The sequence below is a fragment of the Rhodococcus sp. G6(2025) genome (genome assembly GCF_058628105.1).
On the sequence record NZ_CP179750.1, the window covers coordinates 2,813,450 to 2,836,241 of the forward strand.

Consider the following 22,792-nt stretch of genomic DNA (forward strand, 5'->3'; position numbering starts at 1 on the left):
GATGCCGGGACGTCAGAGGCGTGACGGCGGAAGCGGACCCGCCGGACAGAATGGCCCCAACACGGGGGACAACCGCGGCGGCGGCGACCGTCGTGGTGGCGGTCGCGACGATCGTCGCGGCGGACAGTCGGCCGAGAAGTCGAACCACATCGAGCGCGTCGTCACGATCAACCGCGTGTCGAAGGTCGTCAAGGGTGGTCGTCGCTTCAGCTTCACCGCTCTGGTGATCGTCGGCGACGGTAATGGACTGGTCGGCGTCGGCTACGGCAAAGCCAAGGAAGTTCCTGCGGCCATTCAGAAGGGTGTCGAGGAGGCTCGCAAGAGCTTCTTCCGCGTTCCGATGATCGGTGGCACCATCACGCACCCGATTCAGGGTGAGGCCGCAGCGGGCGTCGTCATGCTGCGTCCGGCCAGCGCGGGTACCGGTGTCATTGCCGGCGGCGCGGTGCGTGCCGTGCTGGAGTGCGCCGGTATCCACGACATCCTGTCGAAGTCGCTCGGTAGCGACAACGCCATCAATGTCGTGCATGCGACCGTTGCTGCGCTCAAGGGCCTGCAGCGTCCCGAGGAAGTTGCGGCTCGCCGCGGTCTCCCCCTCGAAGACGTGGCTCCCGCCGGCATGCTGCGTGCACGCGCACAGGCTGGGAGCGTGAAGTAATGGCCGAACTCAAGGTCACTCAGATCAAGAGCACCATCGGTACCAAGCAGAACCAGAAGAACTCTCTGCGCACGCTGGGCCTGAAGGGCATCCGTCAGACCGTTGTTCGTGAGGACAACGCGCAGAACCGCGGTCTGATCAACGTGGTGCGCCACCTCGTCACAGTTGAGGAGGTCTAACCATGACCATCAAACTGCATCACCTGCGCCCCGCACCCGGAGCCAAGTCCAACAAGATTCGTGTTGGTCGTGGTGAAGGCGGCAAGCGCGGCAAGACCGCCGGTCGCGGCACGAAGGGCACCAAGGCCCGCAAGAACGTGCCCGCAGCCTTCGAGGGTGGACAGATGCCGCTGCACATGCGTCTGCCCAAGCTCAAGGGCTTCACCAACCCGTTCCGCACCGAGTACCAGGTCGTCAACGTCGGCGACATCGCCCGTCTGTTCCCCGAAGGTGGACAGGTCACGGTCGAGGACCTCGTTGCCAAGGGTGCCGTTCGCAAGAACCAGCTCGTCAAGGTTCTCGGCGACGGCGACCTGACTGTCGCCGTCCAGGTGACGGTCGACAAGTTCACCGGCTCCGCCAAGGAGAAGATCGCTGCTGCCGGTGGTACCGCCACCGAGCTGTGAGCTATCACCGCTAGCCAGTAGATGGCCGCAGTACAGCCTCGCGCTGTACTGCGGCCATTTGCGGCTGTACGGGCAGCACTGCCGCAGGTCTCCCAACTGTGCGTTCAGTTGCCACTGTTAGAGTTCTAGAGTTCATTCACGGACAAGTCTGCTTTCGACTCGTCTCCCCACCGTCGTGCCAGGAGGATCTTTGCTTTCCGCCTTCGTCTCGGCCCTCAGGACCCCAGACCTGAGGCGGAAGATCCTCATCGCGCTCGGTCTCGTTGCGCTCTATCGCATCGGTGCCGTGATTCCGTCGCCGGGCGTCGACTACGGGAACGTCCGAGCCTGTGTCGATCAGCTGTCGGGCGGTGACTCCGCGGGTATCTACTCGCTGATCAACCTGTTCTCCGGCGGCGCGCTACTCCAGCTGTCCATTTTCGCGATCGGCATCATGCCGTACATCACGGCCAGCATCATCGTCCAGCTGTTGACGGTCGTCATCCCGAAGTTCGAGGAACTCCGGAAGGAAGGCCAGTCCGGCCAGGCGAAGATGACGCAGTACACGCGTTATCTGTCGATCGCCCTGGCGATCCTGCAGGCCACCGGCATCGTGGCGCTCGCGTCGCGCGGCCAGCTGCTGCAGGGATGCCAGGAAGAGATCATCGCCGACAAGAGCATCTTCGGCCTCGTGATCATCGTGCTGGTCATGACCGCGGGCGCTGCTCTCGTCATGTGGTTCGGTGAGGTCATCACCGAGCGCGGTGTCGGTAACGGCATGTCCCTGCTGATCTTCTCGGGTATCGCGTCCCGCCTGCCGTCCGAGGGCAAGGCCATCCTGGACAGCCGTGGGGGACTGATCTTCGCGATCATCTGCGTCGCGGCCCTCGCCATCATCGCCGGCGTCGTGTTCGTCGAGCAGGGCCAGCGGCGGATCCCGGTCCAGTACGCCAAGCGCATGGTCGGCCGCAAGATGTACGGCGGCTCGTCCACGTACCTGCCGCTCAAGGTCAACCAGGCCGGCATCATCCCGGTCATCTTCGCGTCGTCGCTGCTGTATCTGCCGAACCTCATCGCGCAGCTCACCGGCGCCACGTCGTCCGCCGATCCCAGCTGGTGGCAGCGGATCATCAACGAGTACCTGGTGAATCCGAACAACCCGGTGTACATCGTCATCTATTTCGCGCTGATCGTGTTCTTCGTGTTCTTCTACGTCGCGATCACGTTCAATCCGGAAGAGCGCGCGGACGAGATGAAGAAGTTCGGCGGTTTCATTCCCGGTATCCGCCCCGGTCGCCCCACCGCGGACTACCTGAATTACGTGCTCAACCGCATCACCGTTCCCGGCTCGATCTACCTCGGCCTGATCGCGGTGCTGCCCCACTTCTTCCTGTCCGGAAGCCAGACCTCCAGCAGCATCTTCGGTGGTGCGGCCGTGCTGATTCTCGTCAGCGTCGCCCTGGACACGGTCAAGCAGATCGAAAGTCAATTGATGCAACGTAACTACGAAGGGTTCCTCAAGTGAGACTTGTCCTCCTTGGTCCTCCCGGTGCAGGCAAGGGCACCCAGGCCGCGATTCTGTCCGAGAAGCTCGGCGTCCCGCACATCTCCACGGGCGACCTGTTCCGCGCGAACATCGGCCAGGCCACCCCCCTCGGCCTCGAGGCGAAGAAGTACCTGGACGCCGGGGACCTGGTTCCCAGCGAGATCACCAACAACATGGTGAAGGCCCGTGTCGGCGAGCCGGACGCGGCCAACGGATTCCTCCTGGACGGCTTCCCCCGGACCGTCGACCAGGCTCAGGCACTCGAGGCGATCCTCGCCGAGCTGAACACCAAGCTCGACGCAGTGCTGTCCTTCATCGTCGACGAGGACGTCGTGGTCGAGCGGATGCTCGCCCGTGGCCGCGCCGACGACAAGGAAGACGTCATCCGCAACCGGCTCCGGGTGTACCGCGAGGAGACCGCGCCGCTGCTGGACTACTACAAGGACCAGCTGGTGACCGTCGACGCCCTGGGCGAGGTCGACGAGGTCAACGCGCGCGCACTGGCAGCGTTGGGTAAGTAATGGGCTTCGGGCGTAAGCGCAAGGTCGTTCCGTTCCGGACCGCAGGCGAGCTCGACGCAATGGCGGCCGCCGGTGCCATCGTCGGTGCGGCTCTGGTGGCGGTCCGCGAAGCGGCGAAGCCGGGTGTGAGCACGCTCGAACTCGACGAGGTGGCCGAATCGGTCATCCGCGGCGCAGGCGCCGTGCCCTCGTTCAAGGGCTACCACGGGTTCAGCGGATCGATCTGTTCGTCCGTCAACGATCGTGTGGTGCACGGGATTCCCTCGGCGGAAGACATTCTCGCCGAGGGAGACCTCGTCTCCATCGACTGCGGCGCCATTCTCGACGGCTGGCACGGCGACTCTGCGTGGACCTTCGGTGTCGGAGACATCATCGAAGCGGACCAGCAGCTCAGCGACGCCACTCGGCTGTCCATGGAGGCGGGGATCGCGGCGATGCTTCCCGGCAACCGCCTCACCGATATCTCCCACGCCATCGAACTCGGCACCCGCGCCGCCGAGGTGGCGCACGACCGTAAGTACGGCATCGTCGACGGCTACGGCGGTCACGGCATCGGCCGGGAAATGCACATGGAGCCGTTCCTCGCCAACGAGGGCGCTCCGGGCAAGGGGCCGCAACTGGTGGTCGGTTCCGTTCTGGCGATCGAACCGATGTTGACCCTCGGCACCACCGATACCGTTGTCCTCGAGGATGATTGGACCGTCGTGACCTCCGACGGCACCCGTGCCGCACACTGGGAGCACACGGTCGCGGTCACCGAGGACGGGCCGCGCATCCTGACCCTGCGTCCGGAGTAGCGGCCGCCCGCGGGTGCGGGCCTACACGTCGATGAGCAGCGTCACCGGACCGTCGTTGACGAGGCTGATCTCCATGTGTTCGCCGAATACGCCGGTCTCGACGGTCGCGCCCAGCGCGCGCAGGGCGCCGGTGAACTCGTCAACCAGTGGTTCCGCCACCGGCCTCGGCGCCGCGGCGGACCAGGACGGGCGCCGGCCCCGGCGGGTGTCCGCCATGAGCGTGAACTGACTGGCGACGAGCACCGGGGCGTCGAGGTCGGACGCGGACCGTTCGTCCTCCAGGATGCGCATGGTCCACACCTTCTTCGCGAGCAGGGCCGCCTTCGCCTCGTCGTCGGTATGGGTGACGCCGACCAGGACGAGCAGCCCGTGGCCGCCGGCCGGGGGAGTGATTCGGCCGACCTCCTCGCCGTCGACGCGGACCGACGCGGACGTCACTCGCTGTACCAGGGCGCGCACGCACACCATCCTTCGCATCGTGGCCGTGGGTATCGGAAGTCGAATTCTCGCCGGGCTTGCGGGTCCGTCAAGGACCGCATTTGGCCTGGTGAGCAATTTCCCGTAACATGGATCAACGGTGCGCTATGCGTGCCGGTTGTCTGCGTGCCCAGTGCCGGATTCGATCCGGATTGTTCATGTTTCGGCCGGTGAAGATCCCATTGGGCGCCACGGTAACGGAAACAGATGCAATAAGCACGCCAAACCACATGGATCGCGGAGGATATGGCTAAGAAAGACGGGGCCATCGAGGTCGAGGGACGAGTAGTCGAGCCGCTGCCCAATGCGATGTTCCGCATTGAGCTCGAGAACGGCCACAAGGTTCTCGCCCACATCAGCGGAAAGATGCGTCAGCACTACATTCGCATCCTCCCGGAAGATCGCGTTGTCGTAGAGCTCTCGCCCTACGACTTGTCGCGCGGACGCATCGTTTACCGGTACAAGTAAAGCTTCCCCGCCCGACCAGGTCGGGGAGAAGTACGTCCGCTGCGGCTCTGCGTAGTGGGCTGCCACAAAACAGGAGATCAGAAGACGTGAAGGTTCAGCCGAGCGTCAAGAAGATCTGCGAAAAGTGCAAGGTGATCCGTCGTAACGGCCGGGTCATGGTGATCTGCGAGAACCTGCGCCACAAGCAGCGTCAGGGCTAGATCTCCGCTTTTCGAGGATCTGCTTGGCAACAAGCAAAGATGACCTCCCAGCACCAGCCAGTACTCACGGCTTTCGAGCAGGTACTGGTTCACCCCCGGCACGGAGGCCGGGGCCCCACTGAGTTAGTTGAAGCATTGTCGGTCGCGAGACCGCCGACGTTTGAAGAGGCACAGGGGATGGACTGGGAGCAGACCTCCGCACACCGATAGGAAATGCCGACATGGCACGTCTCGCAGGTGTCGATCTTCCCCGTGAAAAGCGGATGGAGATCGCACTTACTTACATCTACGGCATCGGCCGTACCCGCTCCAAGGAGATCCTGGACGCCACCGGCGTCAGCCCGGATCTTCGGAGCAAGGATCTCTCGGACGAGGATCTGGCCAAGCTCCGCGAGTACATCGAGGAGTCGCTGAAGGTCGAGGGTGACCTTCGCCGCGAGGTCCAGGCCGACATCCGACGCAAGATCGAGATCGGCTGCTACCAGGGCCTGCGCCACCGTCGTGGTCTGCCCGTGCGTGGTCAGCGCACCAAGACCAACGCCCGCACCCGTAAGGGTCCGAAGCGCACCATTGCAGGCAAGAAGAAGGCGAAGTAATGCCCCCCAAGTCACGTAGCACCGGTCCGAAGAAGACCCAGAAGGCGCGTCGCAGGGACAAGAAGAACGTCCCGCACGGCGCCGCTCACATCAAGAGCACGTTCAACAACACCATCGTGTCCATCACGGACCCCGCCGGAAACGTGATTTCCTGGGCGTCCTCGGGACACGTCGGCTTCAAGGGTTCGCGTAAGTCGACCCCGTTCGCCGCTCAGCTGGCCGCCGAGAACGCAGCCCGCAAGGCGCAGGAGCACGGTGTCAAGAAGGTCGACGTCTTCGTCAAGGGCCCCGGCTCCGGCCGTGAGACCGCGATCCGCTCGCTTCAGGCCGCTGGCCTCGAGGTCGGCACCATCTCCGATGTCACCCCCCAGCCGCACAACGGCTGCCGTCCGCCCAAGCGGCGTCGGGTCTAGCGGGAAGGATAGGTAGAAGAAAATGGCACGTTATACCGGACCCATCACCCGCAAGTCGCGTCGTCTGCGCGTCGACCTCGTTGGAGGCGACCAGGCGTTCGAGCGTCGTCCCTACCCGCCGGGCCAGCACGGCCGCGCGCGGATCAAGGAGAGCGAGTACCTGCTCCAGCTGCAGGAGAAGCAGAAGGCTCGCTTCACCTACGGCGTCATGGAGAAGCAGTTCCGCCTGTACTACAAGGAGGCGAACAACCGCCCCGGTAAGACCGGTGAGAACCTGCTCCGCATCCTGGAGTCGCGTCTCGACAACGTCGTGTACCGCGCCGGACTGGCTCGCACCCGCCGCCAGGCCCGTCAGCTGGTCACCCACGGCCACCTCCTTGTGAACAACAAGAAGGTCGACATCCCCAGCTACCGCGTCTCCCAGTACGACATCATCGATGTCAAGGACAAGTCGCTGTCCACGCTTCCCTTCCAGGTTGCGCGCGAGACCCAGGGCGATCGCCCGATCCCGGGTTGGCTGCAGGTTGTCGGTGGACGTCTCCGGGTTCTGGTTCACCAGCTTCCCGAGCGTGCGCAGATCGACGTTCCTCTGCAGGAACAGCTCATCGTCGAGTACTACTCGAAGTAGGCCTGACGGCTCGTGCGCCTTTCCGGTAGTTCCGACTACCGGAAAGGCGCACGGGCACGAAGTGCCTTTCCCATCGTGGGCGTCAAATAGCGGACGCCCGTACAGGAGGAAATCCAATGCTCATTTCTCAGCGACCCACGCTGACCGAAGAGGTCATCGCTGACAACCGCTCGAAGTTCGTCATCGAGCCCCTCGAGCCAGGCTTCGGGTACACCCTCGGCAACTCGCTCCGCCGCACGCTGCTCTCGTCGATTCCCGGCGCTGCTGTCACCAGCATCCGCATCGACGGCGTTCTGCACGAGTTCACCACAGTTCCCGGTGTGAAGGAAGATGTCACCGACATCATCCTGAACCTCAAGGGCCTCGTCGTGAGCTCCGAAGAGGACGAGCCGGTCACCATGTACGTCCGCAAGCAGGGCCCCGGCGCTGTGACCGCAGGCGACATCGTGCCCCCGGCCGGCGTCACCGTGAACAACCCGGATCTGCACATCGCCACCCTGAACGACAAGGGAAAGCTGGAGATCGAGCTCGTCGTCGAGCGCGGTCGCGGCTACGTCCCCGCCGTCCAGAACAAGGCGTCCGGCGCCGAGATCGGCCGTATCCCGGTCGACTCGATCTACTCGCCGGTGCTCAAGGTCACCTACAAGGTGGAGGCCACCCGCGTCGAGCAGCGCACCGACTTCGATCGGCTCGTGCTCGATGTGGAAACCAAGAACTCCATCACCGCTCGGGACGCGCTCGCTTCGGCGGGCAAGACCCTGGTTGAGCTCTTCGGCCTGGCCCGTGAGCTGAACGTCGAAGCAGAAGGCATCGAGATCGGCCCCTCGCCCGCCGAGGCCGATCACATTGCTTCGTTCGGACTGCCCATCGAGGACCTGGACCTGACGGTCCGTTCCTACAACTGCCTCAAGCGCGAAGGTGTTCACACCGTCGGTGAGCTTGTCGGCCGTACCGAGTCCGATCTGCTCGACATCCGCAACTTCGGACAGAAGTCCATCGACGAGGTGAAGGTCAAGCTGCATTCGCTCGGCCTGGCCCTCAAGGACAGCCCCGCGTCCTTCGATCCCACCACCGTTGCCGGCTACGACGCCGCCACCGGGACGTGGAGCGACACGGACGCCGGTTCCTTCGGTGATGCCGAGGGCACCGAGGACTACGCCGAGACCGAACAGCTGTAGCTCACGGTCCTTTACTAGGAGATCATCATGCCCAAGCCCAAGAAGGGTGCCCGCTTCGGCGGGTCGGCTTCGCACCAGAAGGCGATCTTCGCCAATCTGGCTACCGCGCTCTTCGAGCACGGCCGCATCACCACCACGGAGTCCAAGGCCAAGGCCCTGCGCCCGTACGCCGAGAAGCTCGTCACGCACGCCAAGGCCGGAACCCTGGCTCACCGTCGCGAGGTTCTGAAGGTCATCCGCAACAAGGATGTCGTGCACACCCTGTTCGCGGAGATCGGCCCGTTCTACGCCGATCGTGACGGCGGCTACACCCGCATCATCAAGACGGTCCCCCGCAAGGGCGACAACGCGCCGATGGCGATCATCGAGCTCGTCAAGGAGAAGACCGTCACCTCCGAGGCCGACCGCGCTCGTCGCGTGAAGGCATCGAAGGATGCGCCGGCTGCTGCTCCCGCCGAGGAGAACGTCGTCGAGGCCGTCGAGGCCGAGGCAACCGACGCCGAGGTCGAGAACGCTGACGCCGTTGTCGAGGCCATCGAGGACGAGACCGCCACCGCGGCCGACGCCCCCGAGGCCGAAGAGGCCAAGAAGGACTAGTCCACTTGGTTTCGGCACACGCTGAATCGAACGGGCCCGTCGTCCCCCCGAGGGACGGCGGGCCCGTTTCGTATGGGACCCGTCGCTTGCGCCTGGACATCGCGTACGACGGAACCGATTTCTCCGGGTGGGCCCGCCAGAACGGGCTGCGCACGGTGTGCGGGGAGATCGAGGAGAAGCTCGGCGCCGTCCTGCGTACACCGTTGCAACTCACGGTGGCGGGGCGCACCGACGCCGGGGTCCACGCCACCGGACAGGTGGCGCACGTCGATGTTCCGGTCGACGCCCTCCCTGACGACCCATCCCGGCTGGTCCGCAGGCTCGCGCGGTTCCTGCCGAAGGACGTGCGGATCAAGCGGATCGCCTTCGCGCCCGAACACTTCGATGCGCGGTTCTCCGCGATGCGCAGGCACTACGAATACCGGCTGACGTCGGCGGCCTACGGCGCCGATCCGCTCCGAGCCCGGGACACCGTGTCGTATCCGAAGGTTCTCGACCTCGAACTCATGCGCTCGGCGTCCGCGACACTGCTGGGTCTGCACGACTTCGCGGCGTTCTGCAAACGCCGGGAAGGCGCCACGACCGTCCGCGATCTCCAACGTTTCGACTGGGAGCGCGACGGCGACGTGTTCACGGCCTTCGTCAGCGCCGACGCCTTCTGCTGGTCGATGGTGCGCAGTCTCGTCGGTGCGGTTCTCGCCGTGGGGGAGGGGCGCCGCGACCTCGGCTGGATCGAAGGACTCCTCCAGGAGAAGTCGCGGTCGAGTTCGATCCTGGTGGCCCCGGCGCACGGACTGACCCTGGTGCGCGTCGACTACCCGGACGACGCGGATCTGGCGGCACGCAACAAGATCACCCGGGACGTCAGGACCGTGCCGGGCGGCTGCTGCGGCGACTGACCGGAACCTGCGGAGTCGATCACCACCGCGGTAGCCGAGGCGCCAGCACCTACGATGGCTCCGGAAGAGAAGGAGCCTGTTCATGACCGCAGTCGCACCCGTCCGGATCGAGATCATCATCGGATCCGTCAGAGTGGGCCGGATCGCTCCCGTCGTCGCCGGCTGGTTCGCCGAACGTGCTCGCGCCTACCCGGGGCTGGACGTGGGCATCATCGATCTCGCCGACACGCCGTTGCCGCAGGATCTCGGCGCATCCCCCGCGACGGACGAATTCCGGGAGCGAGTGGGCAGAGCCGACGGGTTCGTGGCCGTCACCTCCGAGTACAACCACGGTTACCCTGCAGCGCTGAAGACCGCGTTCGACAGCGTCAAACACGAATGGCGCTCGAAGCCCATCGGTTTCGTGTCGTACGGCGGGTTGGCCGGCGGGCTCCGGGCAACCGAACAGCTGCGCCAGGTGGTGGCCGAATTGCACATGGTGTCGGTGCGGCAGAGCGTGAGTTTCCACCAGGTGCGCAAGCGATTCGACGACCAGGGGCAGACGACCGACGGCGCCGCCATCGACTCGGCGGACCGCATGCTGGCGCAGCTGGCATGGTGGGCCGCCGCGGTCCGCGTACAGCGCGGAACCACCCCGTACCCCGGCTAGTAGGCCCAGGAAGAGTCGTTGCCCGGCAAACGAATTCCGCGCGGACAGCGGTCACATTCACAGGTGAATGCGATCAACCCGGGCACACAACGATTGGGAAGAAACCCAGGAACGCTACCGCAAAGGTCTTCAACCGAGACTCCTCGCCGCGCAGAGCATTCGGCGCGTAGCTCAGATCCCCGGACCAATTCCGAGTTCCGGCACCCAGCGCCGCGTTCACCGATGAGCGGCCAGCACTGCCGCCAGGCCTTCTTGCAGGTCCTTGACGAAATACTCGGGAACCTCCAGCGACGGGAAATGTCCCCCGATTTCGGGCGACCTCCATCGGACGATTTGTCGGTACCGCTCCTGTGCCCAGGGACGCGGACACTTCTCGATGTCGCGGGGATACATACTGATTGCTGACGGGACGTCGACCCGAAGTTCGGGGTCCAGCGAGTTGTGGCTTTCGTAATAGATGCGGGCCGACGATGCGCCGGTCCGCGTCAGCCAATACAGGGTGACGTTGCCGAGAACGCGGTCTCTGGAAATCGTCTCGAACGGGCTGTCTTCGGTATCTGTCCACTCGGCGAACTTGTCCAGGATCCAGGCAAGAAGCCCGACCGGTGAGTCGACGAGCGAGTAGCCGATGGTCTGCGGTCGGGTCGCCTGCTGCTTCGCGTACGCCGCGTGGTGGCGCCAGAAATCGCGGGTTTCCTCGGTCCATTTGCGCTCGGCCGCCGTCAGCCCGTCCGTTGTCAACCCGGGCGGTGCCTCCGCGAACGTTGTGTGGATGCCGAGAACGTGCGCCGGGAACCTGCCGCCGAGAACCGTGGTGATATTGCCTCCCCAGTCGCCGCCGTGGGCTGCGAACTTGCTGTAGCCGAGCCTTCCCATCAGTTCCACCCATGCGGCTGCGATCTTTTCGGTTCCCCACCCGGTGGTGGCCGGCTTGTCGCTGTATCCAAAGCCCGGCAGCGATGGAACCACGACGTGGAACGCCGGCGCGTCTGCATCTTGCGGATCTGCCAGCTCGTCTACGACATCGACGAACTCGGCAATGCTGCCTGGCCAGCCGTGCGTCACGATCAGAGGAGTGGCATCTGCGCGCGCGGATCGGCGGTGCAGGAAGTGGATTCCCAGATCATCAATGGTCGTGCGGAACTGGCCGATACGGTTGAGGCGCTCTTCGAACGACCGCCAGTTGTACCCGGTGCGCCAGTAGTTCACGACATCGACGAGGTCGGCGAGCGGAACGCCCTGTTCCCATCGGCGAGGGTCGGGCGCGGCGTGATGGACCGTCTCGGCCTCCGGTAGCCGCGCCGCGGCTAATCGCGTGCGCAGATCGTCGAGTTCAGCGTCTGTTGCGTGGGCTTCAAATGCTTGCACGTCGCTGGTTGGACGGGGCATGAGACCTCCTGGCAATCGTGGAACCGGATACAACCTTTCGCGAACCGTCTAAGACGGTTCTAGCATGTCCGATCACAGGGTGCAACCTGCTAAGGTGGTTCCATGCGAGCCGAGTTTCCTGACTTTCGCCTCGGAAACGTGCTAGCGACCAGCTTTACGGCGACTCTGACGGAGCGGCGCGGCAACGCACTGGAGCGCATTCCCACGCCGCAGCGACTCGTCGACTGGCTGGCAGTGAACGGCCTCGCCGTGGAGTCCTGCACCACCGCCCAGCTCGAACTCGCTCGGGAACTGAGGGAATCAATTCACGCCGCCGCGACAGCGGCCGCGATCCAGGACTCTCTCCCTGCGTCTGCTGTCCAAGTCATCAATGACTGCAGCGCTCAGGGTCGGGCCGCGGCTATCCTGACGCCGGAGGGTAAGCGGCGATGGCGACTCAGCTCGGCTTCCTGCGTGGAAGATGCCCTCAGCGTGATCGCCGCCGACGCGATCAGCATCATCGCAGGCGAACGAGACGGAAAATTGGCCCTGTGCGCATCGCCAACGTGCCAAGCCGCCTTCTTCGATACCAGTCAAAGTCGCACCCGCAAATGGTGTGACATGAACACGTGCGGGAATCGTCAGAAGAAGGCGCGCTTCCACGCCAACCAGCGCAAGGACGGGACTGCCGCACGGACGGGTGGCATCTGATCTGGATTGCCCGGGAGGGCGGGCCTGGAGGGAGGGAATCGGATTCCGGGGCCTAGTGCTGGTGGACCGGCACGTACTCGTCCACCGCGCGAGGCCGGCCGATGAACGCCGTCTCGGACGAGATCGTGACCAGCATCAGTTCGATGCTCGTCCCTCCGGTCGACAGAAGAATGCGATCGCCCAGAGCATTCGGCTGGACTATCGACAAGTCCGGTTCGGCACCGGGCCACTGGCTCGGTTCTCCGTAGAGATAGATCGCGGTGACCCCGGCGCGGGGCGGCAGCGCGTTGACGCCGTCGAACACGACCGTGTTGAACCTGTTGTCGGACTGCGGATTGTGGCCGGCGATCCGCAACCGGTCGGCTGTGGCGATGGAGTCGATCAACGACGACCACGCGTCGGGCCGATCGGTGTGGATGAGCACCCGGGCGCCGGTCGCGACGGCGCGGAACACCAGTTGCTGGGCGAGATACAACTCGCCCGCCACGTAGACCATGCCGACGCCGGGACCTGCGATGCGGGCGGTGATTCCGTGCCCGTGGTCGTCGGAGCCGATGAGCTGGCCGCACCCCGCAGGCGGCAACTGCAGCGCACGCAGGTCCTCGACGGACATGTCGGTCAACGGCATCACGTCGTCGAGATCCGGCATCGCGACGGGGAGATTGGACAGCAGTCCGTCCCGGTGCCTGCCCCGCATCGAGACGAGCCCGGGAATCGTGAGCGACTCGGGCATCGTCCGGGTGGTGACCCGGCAGGCCGCGCCGACCTTCACCTGACCGTCGTGTCCGCTGGGGCGCAGCCGGATCGTCACGGTCGTGCCGAGGCTCGACGGAACCCAGAGCTTCGCGAGCAGGTCTCGTGTCAGGTAGCGCGGATCGACACCGTAGCCGGTGTTGCACACTCCGGGCAGCGGTGCATGCTTCCACATCTCCGTGAAGGTCTTCGGATCGACGCCCCGACTGATCTGCAGCGCTGCGGATTCGATCTCCGGTGCGGTGAGAATGCGCGCGCGGCAGCCGAAATCGGCCAGTGCACGCACGACGCGGCTTGCCGCGATCGTGATCGCGCGCGACGCGCCTTCCTCGCCGCCGCCGCGCCGCGCCACGGCGGCAACACTCTGGGTGGCGTCGAATCGCAGGGCGACCCAGACCATCCGGGTCGCGGTCGCCGGGAGCGGACCGACCAGCCTGTCGTACACATCGGTGGCGGGGGAGCCGGCCGCGGCACGATAACCGTGGCTGACGATGTCGATCCCGCTCAGCGAGATGTCGTGCTGCACGAGACACGCGGCGAGCGCGTCGGTGGGAAGTTCGTGCGTCGTCTGGAATCCGTCCCGGGTGATCTGCGTGAGGCTCCCCGCAGGAGGAAGGACCTCGACGACGGCGACCACGCCGCCGCCGTCCCAGCGGAGCCCGACGGATTGGCCTGTCGGTGCCTGGAAGCTGACGGTGCGAGACTGCGTCCGACCGGGTTTGGTGCAATATCGCCAGCACGTCCGGGCCCAATCCACGCTCGACCAGCCGCCCACGCGGACGAGCGCAGCAAGAACGAGGACGACCGCGACGACGACGGCGCCCCACCACACCAGCCCGCACAGCGAGGCCGCGACCCCGCCGGCCACCCCCAGAAGTTGCGCCACGATCATCTCGGTCGCCGAGAACCGAAGAGACGACGGCCGGCGTGTGACGTGCGAACGGTCCATGGTTCCTCCCCCGAATACCTGAACCCAGCAGACCCGTACCCGTCCGCCGTGAAGATTGTCGATGGAACTGTACTGTGTCACCCCGAGCGCTGTGCAGCACGGGGGAGGAACAATGGCTGTAACACCCACCACGCGGTGGCAGGTCAACGGGTATCGCTTTCTGGTCAGACGGATGGAGCACGCCCTGGTGCGTCGCGACGTCCGAATGTTGCACGACCCCATGCGGTCGCAGTCGCGCGCACTCGCGGTGGGGGTCGTGATTGCGTCGCTCGGACTCGCCGGCTGCGCCGCGCTGGCACTGTTCCGTCCGCAGGACAAGATCGGCGACGCGTCGATCGTCGTCGGTAAGGATTCGGGCGCGATGTTCGTCGTCATGGGCGACACCCTCCGTCCCGTGCTGAATCTCGCGTCTGCCCGGCTCATCGTCGGAAAGCCCGAGAATCCCGTGATCGTCAAGGAATCCGAACTCGACACCCGCCCCCGCGGTGCCCTCGTCGGGATCCCCGGCGCGCCCTCTGCGCTGCCGGCGGGAGACCCCGCCGCGATGACGCCGTGGACGGTGTGCGACTCGATCGGGGCCGACGGAAATCGCTCCGTCACAACATCGGTCATCGTCGGCGAGACGGAGAGCTCCGAGGGTGGCGGGACCCTCACTGGAGATCAGGCGCTGCTCGCGTCGACCCCTGATGCGTCGTACCTGATCTATGACGGCAAGCGGGCCAGGATCGACCTCGACGATCCGGCGGTCACCCGCGCGCTGGGCCTCGAAGGCGCCCGGCCACGCCCGGTGAGCAAGGGTTTCGTCAACGCCGTCCCCGAAGTGCCGCCGCTCGCCGCGCCCGTCGTCCCGGGGGCCGGGAGCAGCCCACGGTATCCGTTGCAGGACAAGGTCGTGGGATCCGTCTTCCAGGTGCTGATCGGCTCCGAGACCACGCATTACGTCGTCCTCCGCGACGGAATCCAGAAGATCAGCTCGGCTGTCGCGAACCTGATCTTCCTGTCGGACTCGCACGGCGACACCGAGATGTCCGGCATCACGCCCGACGCGATGAATCGGATCCCCTCCGTGGAGCGGATTGCGGTGGACAGCTTCCCGGAGTCGGCGCCGAAAATCGTCGATGCGTCGGAAAGCCCCGTGAGCTGCCTGTCGTGGCAGCCACTCCGTGCACCGGACGAGTCGAGCGCGAGCGGTCCGGCGGCCGAGCTGTCCTTGGTAGCGGGTCGCACCCTTCCGATTCCCGGCGACGCTCGCGCGGTCGAGTTGGCCCAGGCGGACGACGCGGGCGACAACGCGGATTCGGTGTACGCGCAGCCGGGTACGAGCGGTTTCGTGCAGTCGACCGGCATCGAGCCTACGAGCACGCGACGCGACAGCAGCTTCTTCGTCGCGGACACGGGAGTCCGGTTCGGTATCCCGGATGGCGACTCCGCCAAGGCGTTGGGTGTCGACGGCGCTCGCCCTCTCGCACCGTGGCAGATTCTCGGCCTCCTGGCGCAGGGCCCGGCGCTCGGGAAGTCGTCGGCGCTCGTCGCGCACGACGGAATCGCCCCGGACGCAGCCCCGGCCGCTGTCGCGTCGGGGTCCAACTGAGCAGGTTCGGTCAGCGCCGACCGGTCGCCGACTGGAACCGGCGGCGGAGGGGGAACGACGCCAGGACGCCGAGCACGAGCAGCGCGCCCAGCGTCGCTGTTGCCGCGACAGCGACGTTGCGCGGTCGATGATCCGGGGGAGCAGCCGCCGGGAGCGCCTCGACCGCGACGGAAGTCGACTGATCGACGGTGGCACCGTCGAGGGGAACGTCAGCGGTGACTGCGGCCAGCGGATCGATGATCCCGTGCCCGACAGACGTATTCCACCCCTCCGCCGGCGCATGCGCTGTGGCCTCGATCCGGGCCATGACCTGTTGTGCGGACAGTTGCGGGAACCGTGAGCGGACCAGCGCGACGGTCGCCGAGACGTACGGCGCTGCGAAACTCGTGCCCTTTACCGGCTCCGCGTTGCCTTGCACGCCGTACGTCGTGTTCGTCAGGTCGCTGTTAGTCGGATGCAGCGAGGTCAGACCGGATCCCGGAGCTGCCACGTCGACCCACGGGCCGGCCAGGCTGAACTCGCTCGGTGATCCGTTCGCCTCGACGGAGCCGACGGTCAGCACGTAGTCGTCGTACCAGGCAGGACTGGCGATGGTGCTGACGGAGTCCCACAGATCGGCGCCGGGACGGAGGGGATCGTGTGCCGGATTCTGAAGCGTGCATTCTCCCGAACCGAAGTTCCCTGCTGCCGCGACCACCACGGCGTTGTGCACCGTGACGGCGTATTTCACGGCCGACCCCAGATACCGGTCGCCATCGCCGATTCCCTCGGCGGCGGTCTTGCACGCGACCTCGGAGATGTTGATGACCGTGGCGCCCGAGTCGGCTGCACGCCGGATCGCCGTCGCCATCGTGGCAACGTTCCCGTATCCGCCGACCGAGTTGCCCGCGTTGTCGACCTGATCGGCCTGGCCTGCGGCGTTGTACGCGCTACTCGTCTGCCGGATGGACAGGATCCGGGAATCCGGTGCACCACCGGCGAAACCGGAACCGGGAACCTGCGCGGCGCCGATCAGCCCGGCGACGAGCGTGCCGTGCGCGTCGCAGTCGACCGTGCCGGTCTCCGTCCCCACGAGGTCACCGCCGTCCATGAGGCCGGGAAGTCGCGGATGCGGGGAGACGCCGGTGTCGATCACCGCGACGATCTGACCGGCACCCCGGGTGATCGGCCAGACCGATTGAAAGTCGAGATCGCGCTGGGCAACCGGAATGTCGGGGCCGTCCGGCACGCGCACAGCGTCTTTGCACGGCCGGCGTTTCTCGACCTTCGTGCTGTCCTTCGGTGGAATGAGCCCGGCGTCCACGGGAGCGGGCACGACAGCAGAGGCGCCGCCCTGACCCACGGCGGCGGTGACCGCCACGACCGCGGTGGCCAGGACGACGCGGATGAGCCGGCGCCTCACAGTCCACGCATCAGCGAGTAGAGACCGGTCACCCAGCACACCAGCGGAACGATCGACGCGATCACCGCCAGATCGATGAGCTCGGCCACCCGTCGCATCACGGGGGAGAACGTCTGGCGAGGGGCGAGGATTCCCAGTACCAGCCCACCGACGGCGAACAGGATCGCGACGGCGAACGACGCGATCGCGAAGTCGGGCACGGCAACGGCTGCGGCGGTGAGCAGCAGAACCAGTATCGTCACCCCGCCCGCGATCAGCGGTACCGCCTGCTCGGCGCTGCTGTACGTGCGTCCGCGGAACATCAGCACGGCGGCGGTGGCGACGGCGAGAGAGAGCCCGGGCCAGAAGATTCCATCGGACACACCGGGTTGCGCCGCGATGAGGGCGCCGATCACGGCGAGTGCTGTCATCGCGCCGACCAGACCGGTGAGGTACTTGCGGGCGCGTGCCGCACGCTGTGCCAGAGAGTCGAACGACGGCATCGTCACCTCGTCGTCCGGGTCGTCCTCGGACGGATCGACCGAGGTGCCCGGCGCCGGGACGGGAGGCAGTGGAAGTTTCGCCAGGAGTATCGCCACCCGGGCCGAGAAGGCGAGTCCGATCAGCGCCGCCGCCACGACACCCGCGCCGACAGCGGAAACCGGATTGCCGAACAGAGTTGCCACGAGGGCGGCGAGCGAACCGAACAGGGACGACACCGACAGGGCCGTGAACAGTCGTAATCCGACACCGCCCAGTCGCAGCGCAAGAATGGCGGTGGTGCCCGCCAGCACGAGTCCGAGGAGCAGGTGCGGAGCGCCGAGATCGCCGGGCACGAACAGCATCCCCGCCGCGAACGAGAGGGGAACGGCGCATCCGCTGAGGACGACAGAGCTTGCCGCGTCGCCGTAGAGGCGACCGGTGACCGCGCCGGCGATCAGGAAGAGTAAGGCCGTCGCGAGTGCACACCCCGCCCCCAGGAATCCTCCGGACCCCGCCCCGGACCACAGCAGCGCGAACGATCCGACGACGGTGCCGAGCACCGCGGCGACGGAGCCCACGACCCGTGCGGAACCCCGGGTCCACTCACGGTCGCCTTCCGCGTCGGCGACCGCCACGTTGTACATGATGTCGTCGAACAGCGGCGGCGGCGCACTGGCGTGCACGCTCTGCAGTACGAGGAGATCGCCGTCGCGGATTCCGTGCTCGTGCAACGTCAACGTGGTCGAGAGCGGCGAGTGCCCGATCTTCGCGAGCACCCACTCGCTGGGTTCGTACTGTTCGAGCGAGTCGTCGAAGTCGTTGGCACTGCGATGGGTGCGGATGGTGTCGACGATGCCCGGAACGAGGATGGCCAGCGGCACACCGAACGGCACGGCCATGTCGACCTGCGAATGCGTCGACAGGACGGTGATCCGGCAGAGATCTGCTGCGGCACCGGGACGGGTGGACGAGGCGGATCCCCGCGATTCGTCATGCGTGATGGACACTGCGATTTCCCCCAACTCTGCGACGCACAACCCCATCCGCGCCGTTACGACACCGATCGACGACCGGTCACAGATCGTCATCCGATTTGATCACCGGTGACCTTACGACACGGCGGACGCCGCCTCCAGTGTCCGGCAGGGCGCGGACCTTCCCTATGCCCGCTCGCCCCTCATGGGTTAGTGTCTGACTTCGCGGATCGAGCCCAGGGGGGCGACCCGGAGTTCCGGGATCGGATCGGGTGCACGGTTTTTTCGGGGCGGTTGTAGTCATGGGGGGCGAGTAGTGAGCACTATTCGGTTCGTGCGCAAGGCGCGACGGGAAGTCCCGCGCATTCCGGGCGGCGAAGTGAGCCTGCAGGCTCCGCCCGAGATTCCACGCCTGGTACCGGGAAACCTTCTGACCAAGCTCCTTCCCGTGGTCATGGTCGTCGCCATGGTCGGGATGATGGCCCTGATGTTCTCGTCGGGCATGGCTCGCAATCCGATGTCGATGCTCTTTCCCGTCATGATGATGGTGTCGATGCTCGGCATGCTGGCCGGTGGCGGCCGCGGCGGCCCGAAAGCGGCGGAGGCAAACGAAGACCGCAAGGACTACCTGCGCTACCTCGATCAGTTGCGCCGCGACGTCGACGAGACCGTCGAGCAGCAGCGAAAGGCGCTCGACTGGAGCCACCCCGAGCCCGGCCTGCTGTGGACCATCGCAGGCACGGCGCGTATGTGGGAGCGCCGCGTCACCGACCCCGATTACTGCCACGTGCGCGTCGGCCGGGGCAGTCAGCGCCTCGCAACCCGCCTGATCGCGCCGGAGACCGGACCGGTGGAGGATCTGGAACCGGTTGCCGCGGTGTCGCTTCGTCGCTTCGTCCGCGCGCACTCCGTCGTTCAGGATCTGCCGACCGCGGTGTCGCTGCGCGGCTTCGCGGCCATCTCCGTGGAAGGAGAACGCGGTACGGCACGGTCCCTGGTGCGGTCGATGCTCATGCAGTTGTGCGCATTCCACGGCCCGGACAATCTTCTGGTCGCCGTCGTGTGTGGCCCCGACACCGAGCACGAATGGGACTGGGCCAAGTGGCTGCCGCACGCGCAGCATCCCGATTCGTCGGACGGTGTCGGTTCTTCCCGCATGATCTATGGCTCGATCCTCGAACTCGAATCTTCGCTCGGCCCGCAGCTGTCGATGCGTAACCGATTCTCGCGCAACGCTCCCGCCGCCCCCGGTGTCCCACAGTTCGTCATCGTCGTCGACGGGGGAATTCTCGAGGGCGAATCGGGGATGATCACCGACGGCGGGGTCGACTCGGTCTCCGTTCTCGACATCAGCGGCTTCTGCCCGCGACTGACGGCCACGCGAGGACTCCAGTTGGTGGCGCAGGACGGATCCCTCGGCGCCCGCAGCGGAGCCGGCGTGGAGATATTCGCGACAGCCGACCTCGTCAGCGCTCATCAGGCCGAGACGCTGGCCCGGCGACTCGCGCCGTACCGGACGGCGTCGCAGACTGCGGTGGACGGGGGCGACGACGATCAGCCGGTGCAGACGTGGAGCCAGATGCTGGGAATCGGCGACGTCGGCCGTCTCAACCCGGATCACGCATGGCTGCCCCGCCAGGGCCGCGACCGGCTGCGGGTCCCGATCGGTGTCGGAGTGGACGGTCACCCGGTCGAGATCGACCTCAAGGAGTCGGCCGAGAACGGCATGGGGCCACACGGTCTGTGCATCGGAGCCACCGGTTCGGGGAAGTCGGAGTTCCTGCGGACACTGGTGCTCGGCCTGATCGCGACGCATTCGCCCGACGTGCTCAACCTCGTCCTCGTCGATTTCAAGGGCGGCGCCACGTTCCTCGGCCTCGAGGACGCGCCGCACGTCGCCGCGGTGATCACCAACCTGGCCGAGGAACTCGCAATGGTCGACCGGATGCGGGACGCACTCGCCGGTGAGATGAACCGACGTCAGGAACTTCTGCGTTCCTCCGGGAACTTCGCGAACGTCACCGAATACGAGAAGGCTCGCCAGGCGGGCGCCGACCTCGACCCGCTGCCCGCACTGTTCATCGTCGTCGACGAATTCTCCGAACTACTCAGTCAGCAGCCCGAGTTCGCGGACCTGTTCGTCGCCATCGGCAGGCTCGGCCGATCGCTGCACATTCACCTGCTGTTGGCGAGTCAGAGGCTCGAGGAGGGCAAACTGCGGGGGCTCGACAGTCACCTGTCGTACCGCATCGGTCTCAAGACGTTCTCGGCCAACGAATCGCGCACTGTGCTCGGCGTCCCGGACGCCTACCACCTGCCCGCGACCCCGGGCGCCGGATACCTCAAATGCGATTCTGCGGAGATCGTCCGCTTCCAGGCCTCGTACGTGTCCGGTACCTACGAGGGTGGACGGGAAGACAGTGTCCGACGGCCGGGTGAGGCGGCTGTCGAGCTGCGGCCCAAGATCTTCACGGCCGCACCGGTCGCGCTCGATGTCGTCGAGATCCTCGACGAACCACAGTCGCTCCACCTGGCCGAGGAGCCGACGGAGATCCGCACCACCATGGAGGTGGTGGTCGAACGGATCAAGGGTCGCGGACCGCGAGCTCACGAGGTGTGGCTCCGGCCGCTCGACGCCGCGCCTAGCCTCGACCAGATGCTGCCGAGGTCTGTTCTCACCGAACCGGTTCCCGCGCTGAGCTCGCTGCGTACACCGATCGGAATCATCGACAGGCCCTACGACCAGAGGCGCGACCCCCTGATCGTGGATCTGTCCGGATCTACCGGCAACATGGCGGTGGTGGGTGGGCCGCAGTCGGGCAAGTCGACTGCGATTCGCACGCTCATCACGTCGTTGGCTGCCACCCACTCCGCGGAGCAGGTGCAGTTCTACTGCCTCGACTTCGGTGGCGGCACGCTCGCCGGACTGTCGGGGCTGCCGCACGTCGGTTCGGTCGCCAACCGCCTCGACGTCGATCGGGTGCGTCGCACCGTCGCTGAGATGAACACCATCGTCCGTCAGCGCGAGGAGCGTTTCCGCGAACTCGGGGTCGAGTCGATGGCCGAGTTCCGGCGACTGCGCGCCACCGATCCCGGCAGCCGCGGCGCGGCGGCCGGGGTCGCGCAGGATCCGTTCGGAGACGTCTTCCTGGTGATCGACGGTTTCGGCAGCATTCGTCAGGACTTCGAGGCTCTCGAACAGCAGATCACCAACCTTGCATCCCAGGGGTTGTCGTACGGGGTGCACGTCGTGCTCACCGCCTCACGGTGGGGCGAGGTCCGGCCGGCGCTCAAGGATCAGCTCGGCACGCGGATCGAGCTGCGCCTCGGTGATCCCTCGGATTCCGACCTCGGTCGCAAGACCGCGGCACTCGTTCCCGAAGGCCGACCGGGACGCGGCATGACCCGCGACAGCCTGCATCTGCTCGTCGGGTTGCCGAGGATCGACGGGAGCTCGGATACGACCGACCTGGCATCCGGTGTGGCACACGCGGTGTCGTCCATCGCCGCCGCGACACACGGCCGGCCCGCCCCGGCGGTGCGAATGCTGCCCGCACAGATCGCCCGCGACGAAGTGCTCCATGCGGCCGGGGGGTGGCCGTCCTACCTCGATCCGGCGCAGGCATGTCTGCAGATACCGATCGGTCTCGACGAGGCGGAGTTGGCTCCCACGTTCCTGAACTTCGCCGAGCAGCCCCACTTCCTGGTGTTCGGTGACACCGAATGCGGCAAGACGACGCTCCTGCGCAACATCTGCGAGGGCATCATGGCGTCGAACACGAGCAAACAGGCGAAGATCATTGTCGGCGACTACCGGCGCACGATGCTCGGCGTCGTCGAGACGGAGCACCTGGCGTCGTATGCGCCGTCCGAGGACGTGCTGACGACGAACATGAGGGACCTCGCGATCCTGCTGAAGGGGCGCATGCCGGGCCCCGGGTTCAATCGCCAGCAGCAGCGCGACCGATCCTGGTGGTCGGGACCCGAAGTCTTCGTCGTCATCGACGACTACGACCTCGTCGTGACCTCGAGCGGTAACCCGGTCGCCGCGATCGTCGAATTCCTGCCGCACGCCCGTGACATCGGTTTCCACCTGATCATCGCGCGCCGCTCCGGCGGTGCGGCACGCGCAATGTACGAGCCGGTCATCGCGCGTTTGCGTGATCTGCAGTCGACTGGCCTCGTGATGAGTGGCAACCGGGAGGAGGGCAATCTCATCGGCACCGTTCGTCCGAGTGCGATGCCTCCCGGGCGCGGAACGCTGGTCAACCGTGCGGGTACCGGCCTGATCCAGCTCGCGTGGATGCCCCCGCTGTGATGTCGGCGGTCGCGATTCATCTCACTGAATCCG

23 protein-coding genes are annotated in these 22,792 nt (G+C 66.1%); 18 read left to right on the forward strand and 5 right to left on the reverse strand.

Annotated features, from left to right (window positions below; genetic code table 11):
• Position 1 precedes the first annotated feature (1 nt).
• The 6 genes from rpsE (at position 2) to map (ending at position 4,126) form a co-directional block, all read left to right on the forward strand.
• Positions 2–658: a 30S ribosomal protein S5 gene (rpsE, locus tag ACLIVD_RS12690; protein WP_073359810.1), complete on the forward strand. Its 657-nt coding sequence runs from the start codon at positions 2–4 to the stop codon at positions 656–658.
• Entirely contained in the window at positions 658–837 is a 180-nt protein-coding gene (gene rpmD, locus ACLIVD_RS12695) for a 50S ribosomal protein L30 (protein ID WP_005239665.1), read from the forward strand. Before rpsE ends, rpmD begins: the two co-directional genes overlap by 1 nt.
• A 2-nt stretch (positions 838–839) precedes the next feature.
• On the forward strand, positions 840–1,283 hold the full coding sequence (gene rplO / locus ACLIVD_RS12700) for a 50S ribosomal protein L15 (protein ID WP_280782637.1): 444 nt from the start codon (positions 840–842) through the stop codon (positions 1,281–1,283).
• Between the two features lie 190 nt (positions 1,284–1,473).
• Complete coding sequence (gene secY / locus ACLIVD_RS12705) at positions 1,474–2,787, forward strand: preprotein translocase subunit SecY (protein ID WP_005239668.1); 1,314 nt, start codon at positions 1,474–1,476, stop codon at positions 2,785–2,787.
• Entirely contained in the window at positions 2,784–3,329 is a 546-nt protein-coding gene (locus ACLIVD_RS12710; protein ID WP_009479373.1) for an adenylate kinase, read from the forward strand. Before secY ends, ACLIVD_RS12710 begins: the two co-directional genes overlap by 4 nt.
• On the forward strand, positions 3,329–4,126 hold the full coding sequence (gene map / locus ACLIVD_RS12715; protein ID WP_280782638.1) for a type I methionyl aminopeptidase: 798 nt from the start codon (positions 3,329–3,331) through the stop codon (positions 4,124–4,126). Before ACLIVD_RS12710 ends, map begins: the two co-directional genes overlap by 1 nt.
• 21 nt (positions 4,127–4,147) lie before the next feature.
• Here map and dtd read toward each other — a convergent pair whose 3' ends face one another.
• Complete coding sequence (dtd, locus tag ACLIVD_RS12720) at positions 4,148–4,585, reverse strand: D-aminoacyl-tRNA deacylase (protein WP_280782639.1); 438 nt, start codon at positions 4,583–4,585, stop codon at positions 4,148–4,150.
• Between the two features lie 264 nt (positions 4,586–4,849).
• Here dtd and infA point away from each other — a divergent pair, with 264 nt between their 5' ends.
• From infA to ACLIVD_RS12765, 9 genes are all read left to right on the forward strand, one after another.
• On the forward strand, positions 4,850–5,071 hold the full coding sequence (gene infA / locus ACLIVD_RS12725) for a translation initiation factor IF-1 (RefSeq protein WP_003418601.1): 222 nt from the start codon (positions 4,850–4,852) through the stop codon (positions 5,069–5,071).
• Between the two features lie 86 nt (positions 5,072–5,157).
• Positions 5,158–5,271, forward strand: a complete 114-nt coding sequence (gene rpmJ / locus ACLIVD_RS12730; protein ID WP_003938068.1) for a 50S ribosomal protein L36 — start codon at positions 5,158–5,160, stop codon at positions 5,269–5,271.
• A 221-nt stretch (positions 5,272–5,492) separates the two neighbouring features.
• Positions 5,493–5,867 (forward strand): 30S ribosomal protein S13, encoded by a 375-nt coding sequence (gene rpsM, locus ACLIVD_RS12735; RefSeq protein ID WP_005239677.1) that lies wholly within the window; start codon positions 5,493–5,495, stop codon positions 5,865–5,867.
• A complete protein-coding gene (rpsK, locus tag ACLIVD_RS12740) occupies positions 5,867–6,280 on the forward strand; it encodes a 30S ribosomal protein S11 (RefSeq protein ID WP_005239680.1) in 414 nt (137 codons plus the stop codon). Before rpsM ends, rpsK begins: the two co-directional genes overlap by 1 nt.
• 22 nt (positions 6,281–6,302) lie before the next feature.
• Positions 6,303–6,908, forward strand: a complete 606-nt coding sequence (rpsD, locus tag ACLIVD_RS12745) for a 30S ribosomal protein S4 (protein WP_005239683.1) — start codon at positions 6,303–6,305, stop codon at positions 6,906–6,908.
• Positions 6,909–7,024: 116 nt separating this feature from the next.
• Positions 7,025–8,086, forward strand: a complete 1,062-nt coding sequence (locus ACLIVD_RS12750) for a DNA-directed RNA polymerase subunit alpha (RefSeq protein WP_005239684.1) — start codon at positions 7,025–7,027, stop codon at positions 8,084–8,086.
• A 27-nt stretch (positions 8,087–8,113) separates the two neighbouring features.
• The gene (gene rplQ, locus ACLIVD_RS12755; protein WP_005239685.1) at positions 8,114–8,683 is read left to right on the forward strand and encodes a 50S ribosomal protein L17; all 570 of its coding nucleotides are present in this window, start codon (positions 8,114–8,116) and stop codon (positions 8,681–8,683) included.
• An 86-nt stretch (positions 8,684–8,769) separates the two neighbouring features.
• On the forward strand, positions 8,770–9,582 hold the full coding sequence (gene truA, locus ACLIVD_RS12760) for a tRNA pseudouridine(38-40) synthase TruA (protein ID WP_280782640.1): 813 nt from the start codon (positions 8,770–8,772) through the stop codon (positions 9,580–9,582).
• A gap of 82 nt (positions 9,583–9,664) precedes the next feature.
• Positions 9,665–10,231: an NADPH-dependent FMN reductase gene (locus ACLIVD_RS12765; protein WP_280782641.1), complete on the forward strand. Its 567-nt coding sequence runs from the start codon at positions 9,665–9,667 to the stop codon at positions 10,229–10,231.
• Between the two features lie 216 nt (positions 10,232–10,447).
• Here the strand turns inward: ACLIVD_RS12765 and ACLIVD_RS12770 are convergent, their stop codons facing one another.
• Positions 10,448–11,620, reverse strand: coding sequence for an epoxide hydrolase family protein (locus tag ACLIVD_RS12770; protein WP_491932553.1), 1,173 nt, complete (start codon positions 11,618–11,620; stop codon positions 10,448–10,450).
• A gap of 102 nt (positions 11,621–11,722) precedes the next feature.
• On the opposite strand from ACLIVD_RS12770, the gene ACLIVD_RS12775 reads away from it, so the two are divergent.
• Complete coding sequence (locus ACLIVD_RS12775; RefSeq protein WP_283332981.1) at positions 11,723–12,310, forward strand: CGNR zinc finger domain-containing protein; 588 nt, start codon at positions 11,723–11,725, stop codon at positions 12,308–12,310.
• Positions 12,311–12,362: 52 nt separating this feature from the next.
• On the opposite strand, the gene eccE is transcribed toward ACLIVD_RS12775, so the two are convergent.
• Positions 12,363–14,012: a type VII secretion protein EccE gene (eccE, locus tag ACLIVD_RS12780; protein WP_491932554.1), complete on the reverse strand. Its 1,650-nt coding sequence runs from the start codon at positions 14,010–14,012 to the stop codon at positions 12,363–12,365.
• Between the two features lie 112 nt (positions 14,013–14,124).
• Between eccE and eccB the strand changes: the two genes are divergently transcribed.
• A complete protein-coding gene (eccB, locus tag ACLIVD_RS12785; protein ID WP_283353377.1) occupies positions 14,125–15,603 on the forward strand; it encodes a type VII secretion protein EccB in 1,479 nt (492 codons plus the stop codon).
• A 10-nt stretch (positions 15,604–15,613) separates the two neighbouring features.
• Here the strand turns inward: eccB and mycP are convergent, their stop codons facing one another.
• Positions 15,614–17,005 carry a type VII secretion-associated serine protease mycosin gene (gene mycP / locus ACLIVD_RS12790; protein ID WP_283353378.1) on the reverse strand — a complete coding sequence of 464 codons (1,392 nt, stop codon included), beginning with the start codon at positions 17,003–17,005 and terminating at the stop codon, positions 15,614–15,616.
• Positions 17,002–18,474, reverse strand: a complete 1,473-nt coding sequence (gene eccD / locus ACLIVD_RS12795; RefSeq protein ID WP_283353379.1) for a type VII secretion integral membrane protein EccD — start codon at positions 18,472–18,474, stop codon at positions 17,002–17,004. Before eccD ends, mycP begins: the two co-directional genes overlap by 4 nt.
• A gap of 283 nt (positions 18,475–18,757) precedes the next feature.
• Between eccD and eccCa the strand changes: the two genes are divergently transcribed.
• Positions 18,758–22,759 (forward strand): type VII secretion protein EccCa, encoded by a 4,002-nt coding sequence (gene eccCa / locus ACLIVD_RS12800; protein ID WP_491932555.1) that lies wholly within the window; start codon positions 18,758–18,760, stop codon positions 22,757–22,759.
• Positions 22,760–22,792 lie beyond the last annotated feature (33 nt).

What these genes read in the sequence shown, in the direction of transcription:
- rpsE (WP_073359810.1), top strand. Translation starts at nt 2, where the DNA reads ATGCCGGGACGTCAGAGGCGTGACGGCGGAAGCGGACCCGCCGGACAG.
- rpmD (WP_005239665.1), top strand. Translation starts at nt 658, where the DNA reads ATGGCCGAACTCAAGGTCACTCAGATCAAGAGCACCATCGGTACCAAG.
- rplO (WP_280782637.1), top strand. Translation starts at nt 840, where the DNA reads ATGACCATCAAACTGCATCACCTGCGCCCCGCACCCGGAGCCAAGTCC.
- map (WP_280782638.1), top strand. Translation starts at nt 3,329, where the DNA reads ATGGGCTTCGGGCGTAAGCGCAAGGTCGTTCCGTTCCGGACCGCAGGC.
- infA (WP_003418601.1), top strand. Translation starts at nt 4,850, where the DNA reads ATGGCTAAGAAAGACGGGGCCATCGAGGTCGAGGGACGAGTAGTCGAG.
- rpsM (WP_005239677.1), top strand. Translation starts at nt 5,493, where the DNA reads ATGGCACGTCTCGCAGGTGTCGATCTTCCCCGTGAAAAGCGGATGGAG.
- rpsK (WP_005239680.1), top strand. Translation starts at nt 5,867, where the DNA reads ATGCCCCCCAAGTCACGTAGCACCGGTCCGAAGAAGACCCAGAAGGCG.
- rpsD (WP_005239683.1), top strand. Translation starts at nt 6,303, where the DNA reads ATGGCACGTTATACCGGACCCATCACCCGCAAGTCGCGTCGTCTGCGC.
- ACLIVD_RS12750 (WP_005239684.1), top strand. Translation starts at nt 7,025, where the DNA reads ATGCTCATTTCTCAGCGACCCACGCTGACCGAAGAGGTCATCGCTGAC.
- rplQ (WP_005239685.1), top strand. Translation starts at nt 8,114, where the DNA reads ATGCCCAAGCCCAAGAAGGGTGCCCGCTTCGGCGGGTCGGCTTCGCAC.
- ACLIVD_RS12765 (WP_280782641.1), top strand. Translation starts at nt 9,665, where the DNA reads ATGACCGCAGTCGCACCCGTCCGGATCGAGATCATCATCGGATCCGTC.
- ACLIVD_RS12770 (WP_491932553.1), bottom strand. Translation starts at nt 11,620, where the DNA reads ATGCCCCGTCCAACCAGCGACGTGCAAGCATTTGAAGCCCACGCAACA.
- ACLIVD_RS12775 (WP_283332981.1), top strand. Translation starts at nt 11,723, where the DNA reads ATGCGAGCCGAGTTTCCTGACTTTCGCCTCGGAAACGTGCTAGCGACC.
- eccE (WP_491932554.1), bottom strand. Translation starts at nt 14,012, where the DNA reads ATGGACCGTTCGCACGTCACACGCCGGCCGTCGTCTCTTCGGTTCTCG.
- eccB (WP_283353377.1), top strand. Translation starts at nt 14,125, where the DNA reads ATGGCTGTAACACCCACCACGCGGTGGCAGGTCAACGGGTATCGCTTT.